Below are 9,219 nucleotides of genomic sequence, written 5' to 3'. Positions count from 1 at the left end.
GGTCCGGCTCGATTTGACATGGGGCCCTTACGGGCACTCCAGGCAGGCCAAAGCCGGCAGGCCCGGCGGGGAAAAGCGTCCCGCCAGGCCTGCCGGCTTCGACCAGCCTAAAGCACCCGAACCCATGTCAAATCGGGCCTCTGCGGGGCGCTGCGGGTCCGTTGTGGGGCTGTTGGTTAGGGCGTTGGTGGTGGTTTCCGTGCTTGCGGCTCACTCGACTGGGCGAAGAGTGCAACCTGTGACAACCCCAATCGCATTTCTCACGTTAGCCGGATAAAACGGCCGGCCCGGCGGCGAACAGGGCTGGGTGGAAGCGGTTCGGTGGTGGGGTGGAGAGGTGATGGGGCATGGGCAGGGTCTCGGTGCGTCGTGGGATGGAGTGGTGGAGTGGAGTGGTGGGTGGCGCGGGACGCGTGCAGGCGGTGGGGTTGGTGCTGGCGTTGGTGTCATGGTTGATGGCTGGACTGGACTGGTAGCGGGCTGTGGCTGGTTGCCTTCGCTTAAAACAGGAGTGCGGAAGGAGGTTCGGATCTAGCATTCGGTCGGTGGACAAGCGTTCGAGCGTGGCGTTGGGCGTGGCGTTGGTTGGGGCCTTGGTGGTCGGGTGCGCTGCGGAGGCAGAGGTGCCGCAGGTGACGCCCGAGACCGGGTTGCTGGGCGCGCTGGCTGGGGTGCGGGCCACTGCCGAGTCGTCCGTGCTGGTCGAGTACGGGGACGTGGCGGCGGTGCGGGCGTTGGTCGACCAGGACCCCCAGCGGTTCCGGGAGTTGCAGGGCTACGGGTACTCCGACCTGGCCGGGCACAGCCGGGTGCTGCCCGAGCTGGTCGGGTTCGACCCCGCCAAGGCCAGCACGGCGTTGCGGGTGGGGCAGCCGCCGAAGTGGGCGGCGGTGCTGCGCATGGACGTGGACGTGCCGGGGGTGGACGCCAAGCTCGCGGGGTTGGGTGGGCGACGTGGTGGTTCGGGCGTCTGGACGACCGGTGAGGACAACGAGATCGACCCGGACGGGCCGTTGGCGGAGGCCGGGATCGTGACCGGGTTCCAGCAGGTGCGGGTGGAGGCGGGTTCGGTGGTGCACTCGCCTGCCGGTGAGTCGCTGAAGTGGGTCACCGAGCCGCCGGGGGACCAGTCGTTGGCCGACGACCCCATGATCGGCGAGTTGGCGCGGTGCCTGGGTGACGTCTCCGCGGCGCTGATCAGCAAGCCGAAGAACGGGTTGCCGGTGGCGGCGGGGGTGCGGACGACGCCGGCGGGCGAGAGCACCGAGGTCGTGTGCGTGCCCGACGAGAATCCCAACGCGCTCAAGGACCTCGTCCGGACGAACCTCGAGTCCTCGCCCTGGGCGGAGGTGCTGCCCGGCGCGACGGCCGAGCAGCCCGCCGACCAGACCGGTGTCGTGCGGGTGCTCGCGCCGACCGCGCCGGGCGCGCGGATCGGTCGGGTGCTCCAGGCGTTGCAGCGCGGCGAGCTGCCGACGTTGTTCGACTGAGCCGGTCAGTCGAACCGCTGGGCGACCTGTTCCCGGCGGGCCGCGACGGACGAGCCCGACTCACGCCGGGCCATGCGGCGCAGGACGACGGACGCGAGGGCCAGGCCCACGACGGCCCACGCGCCGAGTGCGATCACGGTCTCGAGTTGCCGCCACGAGCCGCCGATCTCGGCGGCGGCGACCGCGTCCGGCAGCAGGGCGGACCGCAGGCCGAGCCCCAGCCAGTAGAGCGGGAACGCCTGGCCGATCCACTGGGCCCACCCCGGCAGGGCGGTGATCGGGTAGAACACGCCCGACACCACCACCAGCCCCATGATCAGCAAGGTGACGAAGCCGAGGCTCTGGGTGTTGCCGAACACCGCGCCCACGATCGCCCCGATCGGCAGGACGGCGAGCAGGCCGAGCACGAGCACCCACACCAAGGTGACCCACGTCGACACGCGACCCGGTCGCAGGCCGTCGAACAGCAGCATCGCGGGCACGAGGATGAGCACGAGCACCGCGACCGTCATCGCCGCCTTGCCCAGCACCTTGCCGATGACGTAGGCGAGCACGCCGTTCGGCGTCGCCTTCGCCCGCAGCAACGTGCCGTCCTCGCGGTCCATGGTGAGGGTCATCGCCAACCCCATCAGGCCGGAGAACACGGCGCTCATCGCGAGGATCCCCGGCACGGCCTGCGCACCGAGCGGGAAGTCCAGGCCGGGCACGGCGCCGTCGCCGAACGCGTACATCACGACCAGCGCCACCACCGGCAGCCACAGCCAGCCCATCAGCTCGCCCGCGTTGCCCATGGTGTGGCCGAACTCGATCCGACCGCGCCGCACCCCCGCGCGCACGGCCACCACCCGGGCGTTCACGCGGTCACCAGCTCGGACTCGCGCACCAGCGCCAGGTACACGTCCTCCAGGCTCGCGCGCCGCACTTCGAGGTCGTCCACCGCCTTGCCGTGCTCGGCGAACAGCTCCCGCACGTAGCCGGTGGAGTCGGCCACGGACAGCACGTGCTCCTCACCGCCCAGCCGGTACCGCACCTCGGCCACGCCGGCGATCCGGGCGGCCAGTTCCGCCGCCGTGCCGTCGGCGACCACCCGGCCGGCCACCAGGATCACGATGCGGTCGGCCAGCTTCTCCGCCTCGGCGAGGTCGTGGGTGGTGAGCAGGATGGTGGTGCCGGACAGGCCGCGCACCAGCTCGTGGAACTCGCGCCGGGCCTCGGGGTCGAAGCCGACCGTCGGCTCGTCGAGGAACAGCAGGTCGGGCTGTCCGACCAAGCCGACCGCGACGTCCAGGCGCCGCCGCTGCCCGCCGGACAGGGTGCCGATCCTCTTGTCGGCGTGGTCGGTCAGGCCGACCGACGCGATCAGCCCGTCGAGGTCGAACGCCCGCCCGCGGTACGGCTCGTAGCACAGGCTCAGGTAGGACAGCAGCTCGCGCACCCGCCACCGGCCGTGGTCGCGCCACGACTGCAGGACCACGCCGAGCCGGGCGCGCCACGTCTCGTCGCCGTCGTCGGGGTCGACGCCGAGCACCCGGACCTCGCCGGCGGACCGCTTGCGGAAGCCCTCCAGGATCTCGATGGTGGTGGTCTTGCCCGCGCCGTTGGGTCCGAGCAGCGCCACCACCTCGCCCGGTCCGACGGTCAGGTCGACGCCCTTCAGCACGTCGGTGGACCCGTACCGCATGCGCAGGTCCCGCGTCTGCACAACCGACGGTTCCCGCTGGTTGTCGTTGGTTTTCATGTGTTAAACCGTATCGTTGAAGTACCCTGTTGAGGCTTTCTGCGACTTGTACGAGGAAGGCGTCGGACAACCTTCAAATTCCCGTTGAACCTGAACGCGTGTGGGGTGCTTGCCGTGGGTCTTCGCCCGGTGGATCTGGCCCGTGCCGCGGGCATCTCGGCCCAGCAGGTGCGCAACTACCTCGACGCCGGGGTGCTGCCGCCGGCCGAACGCTCACCGGCGGGGTACCGGGTGTTCGACGAGCGGCACCGGCAGGCGTTGACGACGTACCGGGCGCTGGGTCGCGGGTACGGGTGGGACGCCGCCAAGGCCATCATGCGCTCGATCCACGCCGGCGCGCCCGACCAGGCGCTGGTCCGGGTGGACGCCGAGCACGCGGCGGCGCACGGGCAGCGGCTGGCGTTGCGGGCGACGGCGGAGGCGTTGGAGGCGGTGGCCGGGCACCCGCCGGACACCGTGCCGCGGACCGGGTTGCGGGTGGGCGAGTTGGCCGCACGGCTCGGCGTGCGGCCGTCGGCGTTGCGGGTGTGGGAGGCGGCGGGCCTGCTGCTGCCGGGGCGGGACACCGACGGGCACCGGCGGTTCGGCCCGACGGACGTCCGCGACGCCCGCCTGGTGGCCACGCTGCGGCAGAGCCGCTACCCGCTGCCGACGATCAAGCCGATCATGGACGAGTTCCGCAGCTCGGGCGGCGCGGACGCGTTGCGCGCCGCGATCACCGACCGGGAGGCCGAGATCGGCCGGCGGGCCCGGTCGATGCTCGAAGCCGCCGCCGCGCTGCACGGCTACCTGGCGGTGGTCAGCCCCGCCTCGTAGGCGAGGATCGCGGCCTGGACCCGGTTGGTCACTTCGAGGCGTTGCAGGATCGCGCTGACGTGCGCCTTCACCGTGCCCTCGGCGACGGTCAGGCGCCGGGCGATGTCCTGGTTGGACAGGCCCTCCCCCACCAGCGCCAACACCTCGCGCTCACGTCCGGTCAGCGCGTCGACCCGCTTGCGGGCCTGGTCGTAGCGGGTGAGGCGGCCGCCGCGCAGGTCGGCGACCACGCGGTGGGCGATGCGGGGTGAGAGGTAGGCGGCGCCCTCGGCCGCCGCGCGCACGCCGATCAGCAGTTCCCTCGGGTCGGCGGCTTTGAGCAGGAAGCCGTTGGCCCCTTCGCCCAGCGCCCGCGCGACGTACTCGTCCTCGTCGAACGTCGTCAGCATGACCACCGCGACCTCCGGCATGGCCTGGCGCAGTTCCGCGGCGGCGGCCAGGCCGTCCAGGCGGGGCATCCGGATGTCGAGCAGGACGACGTCGGGCTGGTGCGCTCGCGTCAGTTCGACCGCCTCACGCCCGTCGACGGCCTCGGCGACCACTTCGATGCCCGGGTCGGTGTCGAGGATGGCCCGCACGCCGGCGCGGACCATCGCCTCGTCGTCGGCGAGCAGCACGCGGATCACGCCCCACCTCCCCGCGGCAGTCGGGCGGTCACCGTGAACCGGCCGTCGACCACACCCGACCGCAGCGTGCCACCGACCAACCGGACGCGCTCGGCCAGGCCGGCCAAGCCGCTGCCGCCGCCGTCGCCGACGGGTGTCCGGTCGACCGGGTTGGCCACGGTGACCAGCACTTCGTCGGTCGTCGCCAGCTCCACCGCGACGGGCGCGCCGGGCGCGTGCCGGGCGGCGTTGGTCAGCGCCTCCTGCACCACCCGGTGCACGGCGCGGTCCAGCAGCGGCGGCAGCGGGGTGGTGTCGCCGGTCCGGGTCAGGACCACCGGCAGGCCGGCGACGGCGGCCCGGTCCACCAGCGCCTCCACGGTCTCGTCCGGCGGCTCGACCGGGGCGGCGCCCTCCCGCAGCACGCCGACGGTGCGCCGCAGGCGGTCGGTGGCCGTCACCGCGGACTCGCGCAGGCCGGCGGCGGCCCGGCGGGCGGACTCGGTGTCGCCGGTCAGCTCCAACGCGCCGGCGCGCAGCGCGATCAACGTCAGCTCGTGGCCGAGCGAGTCGTGCATGTCGGCCGCGATCCGGGCCCGCTCCCGCAACCGGGCGCGTTCGGCGACGAGTTCCTGCGCCCGTTCCAGCTGCACGATCCGCTCCCGTCCCACCGCGATCAGCTCGGCCTGCTGCCGCCGGAACCGGCCGGCGAGCCACGGCAGCACCACGAACAGGCCCAGGCTCGCCAGCGCGCCGACACCTTCCCAGACCCGCACCACCGCGATCACCAGCCCGACCGCCGCCACCGCGCCGACGACCAGTTCGCCCCGGCGCACCGGCAGGTGCCGGCCGTGCAGGTAGACCAGCACGGCCAGCGCCGGGTAGAGCAACTGCCGCCACACCGGCAACGCGTCCGTGGCCAGCCCGTTGACCAGCCCCGCGAGCGCGAGCGCCGCGAGGACCACGCCGTTCCGCATGGTGCGGACCCTACCGAGCGTCATCCGGTGTGGACCGTCGCACGCAGGCGGAGCAGCCGGGCCGTCGCCGTCGCCACGCCGGCCAGGGCCGCGACGACCACCGTGATGGTCAACGGCAGGGCGAAGTAGGTCAGCTGCGCCCACGTGACCGTGCGCCCGTTGACCAGGATCGAGGTGAGGTCCGGATAGGCCGCCGGCAGGCCGACCGGCACGAGCAGCGGCACGAAGCGCAACGCCACCGACCACACCGGCGAGCCCGCCCGCCGTCGTGCCCAGCGCGCCGACCGCCGGACACCCAGCACCCCGAGACCGATGGCCGCCAACGCGATCAGGCCCAGCACCAGCTCGAACGACTGCCGACCGGCGCCCGCGGGCGCCGGATCACGGCCCTGGCTCAACGCGATCAGCCCGTTGAGGATGTCGTAGGTCTCGTCGTGCAGCGACGCGCTGTTGACCAGCACCGCGAACCCGTGCCCCGTGGCAGGCACGATCGCCTGCACGGCCGAGTACGTGAACAGGTTCCCGGGGTGCACCAGCTGCTCCACCCCGTCCGGCCCCTGATCGGGAATCCACCCCATGGCATACTCGTCCACAGTGGACGACGTGTGCATCACGCGCAGTCCCTCGGCCGACACGAGCTGCGTGCCGATGCCGTTCTGGCTGATCAGCCACTTGCCCATGTCGGCCGCCGTGGTGACGACCCCGCCACCGCCGCTGTGGAACCCCGGCAGCTCGGGCCTGCTCAGCCACGCGCCGAACACCGAGTTGTACCCGTCGGCGGGTCGGATGACGTCCGTCGACACCGTGCTGCGCGACATGCCGAGCGGCCCGAACACGCGCTCCTTCAGGTAGTCGTCGAACGACCGGCCACTCGCCACCTCCACTACCCGAGCGGCCAGGTCGTAGTTCACGTTGCAGTACTCGTAGTGCGTGCCCGGGTCCGCCGCCAACGAACCGGAGGACAGCTTCGCCGTGTAGTCACCCAGCGAGGTGGCGGTTTCCAACGCGGTCACGTCGATCGTGGTGTCGGAGAACCCCGAGGTCTGGTTCACCAACTGCCGGACGGTTACGTCGGCGAACCTCGGATCCGCCATCGTGAAGCCGGGCACCTGGTCGGCCACCGGGTCGTCCAGCTCGATCCGGCCGTCCTCCACCAGCGTCATGACGGCCATCGCGGTGAACGACTTGCTGACCGACGCGATCCGCATCGGCGTGTCCGCCGTGACGGGTGCGCCCTCGGAGTCCTCGCCGTACCCGGCGGCGTGCACGACGCGGTCGCCCTGGGTCACCACCACCGACATCCCCGGCAAACCGGTGTCGTGCATGACCTGCGCCAGGTAGTCGTCGATGGACGTCGGTGCGGCGTGCGCGGCGGGGCTCAGGAACGCCCCCGCCGCGACCGCGATCAGGATCAACATCGCCTTCATGCCGAGAACCGTAGAAATCGCCGCCCTGCCCGGACATCAGCCCGCAGGCCGGACCCACCCCTGACGAAAGTCATAGACCGGCACCGAGGTGTCATCCCCGTCAACAACCCGGGCAGTCCCCGATCCCGACGGTCTCAGCGCCCTGGTCCCGAAGTGCTCAGCGCTTGAAGGTAAAGGCGAAGTCGCCGGAGAGCTTGCCACTCAACCGAACCGCCGACACGACCTTCCCCTGGGCGATCAGCCTCTCGACCTCACCCCGCCGAAGACCGAAACCCTCAGCGATCAGGCGCACCGGCCGAACGGGGATCCGCGCCACGAACCGGACCGACACGTCCACCACCTCGTGGTCCAGGTGATCCGATCCGCCGGTGTCGAGCCGCCAGGCGTCGTCCCAGTCGAGGGCGACGCGATTGCGACTCTGCACCACGGGGTCCTGGAGCAGGTCGGCGACCAGGCCGAGATCGTTGTCGTGCAACCGGTTCAACAACCCGGGTCGAACAGACCGCACGTTGACCCGCTCCAGGACCGTGAGCTTCACGGTGTCCCCGCACGCCGCGCAGAGCAGCAGGAGCCAGGCGTCGAGGACTTTGTGGTTCGCGTTGACCCGGAACTTCCCACTCGCCCGGAAGCGGTCGGACGCGCACACGTGACAACGGCGGCGAACGAGCGGCAGGCGGGTAGGCACAACCAACCAATTTTCGGACACAGCAAATACACCGGTTCTGTGAGAGCAGCAGAGGGAGCGCGAGCGCACCGGCGCAACGCGCGACAAATCAGCTCTGGGTCCTTCTCACAGGATGTACAACGGTGTGTCCTCACCTCGACAACGTGACTCCGCCGCACGTTAACGGCCCACCACGCCCCGCTCCACCGAATTTCGAACGCGCCCACCGTGGTCACCTCGCCGATGCAGACGCGGAACTCCAGTCGCTGAGCGCGACGGACACGACTCGCGCGCGACTCGCTCCCTACCTGCGGCGATGCCAGGCCACCCTCTCGGTGGGCGCTTCTTCCGGGAGCGCCACGCTCGACGAGGAAAGGACTCTCGCTGATGCAGATTCGACCGAAACCCCACTCGATGCGGAGGGCGGTGGTCGCGATCCTGGCTGCGCTCGCCTTGACCACGACGGGAGCAAGTGCCCAGGCCGCGGCCGGCGACCGATGCGCGCCCACCCCGTTCGCGGTCGCCGAGACGAACTGGGACCACAACGTCATCGGCCACTACACGTACTACATGCGGGTGAATTCGGAGCTCTACCGGTGCGGCGGCTACGTGCGTGCCATCCACACCGTCTACCTCGACGGCCGCCGTCTCACCCCCGGAGCGACCGTCGTGTTCTTCGTCGGAACCCGGCGCAGCGACGGCAAGTGGCACGGACTGCCCCCGCTGGAGATCACCTCGTTCAAGAACGTCGTCGGCCAGCGCTACCAGCAGACCCGCGGTGTCGGCGGCGGGCTCACGATCACTCACGTGCGGCTCAACCACTTCGCCGCCTCCGGCCAGGCGAACGCGACCCCGCCCTCAAGCAGCACCGCGAACTACGTGAAGTGGAACGGCCCGGAGGCAGCCCCCCGACGTGGCTGACCACTCCCGACCGGTGACCCGTACCAGAAAGGAACGTTGTCATGCATAAGACTGCGACCACGCTACTGGCGACAATCGCCACCATCGGCATCCTGGCCCCAGCACCGACCGCTCACGCGGCGACCGTCGCCAGCTGCCAGTACCAGGTAACCGCCGACAGAATCTCCGTGTGGGAACTGCCGACCAACTCCAGCACCCGGCTGAAGTACAAGTACCGAGGCGACGTGGTCGGCGGCTACTGCGACTGGACCTACTACAACGAAACCGAGAACCGCGAATACCTGGCAGTCGCCACCACCGCCGCCGCCGACGACATCGGCTGGGTAAACCGCGACCTCGTCCGCAAGCTGTAGCTCCGCCACGGCCTCATCGGCGGCTCACCTCGAACCCCCGATCCCAAACAGGCCACCAGTGTGTTCACACCATCACTCCACCGCTGGGGGCCGACGAGGCAGGCGTCCGGGCCCGTGCCCCCCAACGGACCCGCAGCGAACCCACCGAGGCCCGATTTGACATGGGTTCGGGTGCTTTAGGCTGGTCGAAGCCGGCAGGCCTGGCGGGACGCTCTTCCCCGCCGGGCC

General features: G+C 71.0%; 10 protein-coding genes. 4 read left to right on the top strand and 6 right to left on the bottom strand.

Features of this window, described 5'->3' with window-relative positions; translation table 11 throughout:
* Positions 1–545 precede the first annotated feature (545 nt).
* Complete coding sequence (locus ABTZ99_RS44090) at positions 546–1,490, top strand: hypothetical protein (RefSeq protein ID WP_499619111.1); 945 nt, start codon at positions 546–548, stop codon at positions 1,488–1,490.
* Positions 1,491–1,495: 5 nt separating this feature from the next.
* Here ABTZ99_RS44090 and ABTZ99_RS44085 read toward each other — a convergent pair whose 3' ends face one another.
* Entirely contained in the window at positions 1,496–2,347 is an 852-nt protein-coding gene (locus ABTZ99_RS44085; protein ID WP_499619109.1) for an ABC transporter permease, read from the bottom strand.
* On the bottom strand, positions 2,344–3,228 hold the full coding sequence (locus ABTZ99_RS44080) for an ABC transporter ATP-binding protein (RefSeq protein WP_499619108.1): 885 nt from the start codon (positions 3,226–3,228) through the stop codon (positions 2,344–2,346). The genes ABTZ99_RS44085 and ABTZ99_RS44080 overlap by 4 nt, the downstream gene beginning before the upstream one ends.
* 114 nt (positions 3,229–3,342) lie before the next feature.
* Between ABTZ99_RS44080 and ABTZ99_RS44075 the strand changes: the two genes are divergently transcribed.
* Positions 3,343–4,044, top strand: coding sequence for a MerR family transcriptional regulator (locus ABTZ99_RS44075; RefSeq protein ID WP_498772240.1), 702 nt, complete (start codon positions 3,343–3,345; stop codon positions 4,042–4,044).
* Here ABTZ99_RS44075 and ABTZ99_RS44070 read toward each other — a convergent pair.
* The 4 genes from ABTZ99_RS44070 to ABTZ99_RS44055 form a co-directional block, all read right to left on the bottom strand.
* The gene (locus tag ABTZ99_RS44070) at positions 4,014–4,670 is read right to left on the bottom strand and encodes a response regulator (RefSeq protein WP_499619106.1); all 657 of its coding nucleotides are present in this window, start codon (positions 4,668–4,670) and stop codon (positions 4,014–4,016) included. The two genes, ABTZ99_RS44075 and ABTZ99_RS44070, sit on opposite strands and share 31 nt — an antisense overlap.
* Positions 4,667–5,626, bottom strand: a complete 960-nt coding sequence (locus ABTZ99_RS44065; RefSeq protein ID WP_499619104.1) for a sensor histidine kinase — start codon at positions 5,624–5,626, stop codon at positions 4,667–4,669. The genes ABTZ99_RS44070 and ABTZ99_RS44065 overlap by 4 nt, the downstream gene beginning before the upstream one ends.
* 20 nt (positions 5,627–5,646) lie before the next feature.
* Positions 5,647–7,053, bottom strand: a complete 1,407-nt coding sequence (locus ABTZ99_RS44060; protein ID WP_499619102.1) for a serine hydrolase domain-containing protein — start codon at positions 7,051–7,053, stop codon at positions 5,647–5,649.
* Positions 7,054–7,210: 157 nt separating this feature from the next.
* Positions 7,211–7,807, bottom strand: coding sequence for a DUF1062 domain-containing protein (locus ABTZ99_RS44055; RefSeq protein WP_499619100.1), 597 nt, complete (start codon positions 7,805–7,807; stop codon positions 7,211–7,213).
* Between the two features lie 297 nt (positions 7,808–8,104).
* Here ABTZ99_RS44055 and ABTZ99_RS44050 point away from each other — a divergent pair, with 297 nt between their 5' ends.
* Both ABTZ99_RS44050 and ABTZ99_RS44045 read left to right on the top strand, forming a co-directional pair.
* Positions 8,105–8,638 carry a hypothetical protein gene (locus ABTZ99_RS44050; RefSeq protein ID WP_499619098.1) on the top strand — a complete coding sequence of 178 codons (534 nt, stop codon included), beginning with the start codon at positions 8,105–8,107 and terminating at the stop codon, positions 8,636–8,638.
* A gap of 41 nt (positions 8,639–8,679) precedes the next feature.
* A complete protein-coding gene (locus ABTZ99_RS44045) occupies positions 8,680–8,991 on the top strand; it encodes a hypothetical protein (protein WP_498772228.1) in 312 nt (103 codons plus the stop codon).
* Positions 8,992–9,219 lie beyond the last annotated feature (228 nt).

The organism is Actinosynnema sp. NPDC002837 (assembly GCF_040295345.1).
Taxonomy (GTDB): Bacteria; Actinomycetota; Actinomycetes; order Mycobacteriales; family Pseudonocardiaceae; genus Actinosynnema.
This window is presented reverse-complemented; position numbering and strand designations above follow the sequence as displayed.

Coding starts and splice junctions, on each gene's coding strand:
- ABTZ99_RS44065 (WP_499619104.1), bottom strand. CDS start 5,626: ATGCGGAACGGCGTGGTCCTCGCGGCGCTCGCGCTCGCGGGGCTGGTC.
- ABTZ99_RS44080 (WP_499619108.1), bottom strand. CDS start 3,228: ATGAAAACCAACGACAACCAGCGGGAACCGTCGGTTGTGCAGACGCGG.
- ABTZ99_RS44050 (WP_499619098.1), top strand. CDS start 8,105: ATGCAGATTCGACCGAAACCCCACTCGATGCGGAGGGCGGTGGTCGCG.
- ABTZ99_RS44045 (WP_498772228.1), top strand. CDS start 8,680: ATGCATAAGACTGCGACCACGCTACTGGCGACAATCGCCACCATCGGC.
- ABTZ99_RS44060 (WP_499619102.1), bottom strand. CDS start 7,053: ATGAAGGCGATGTTGATCCTGATCGCGGTCGCGGCGGGGGCGTTCCTG.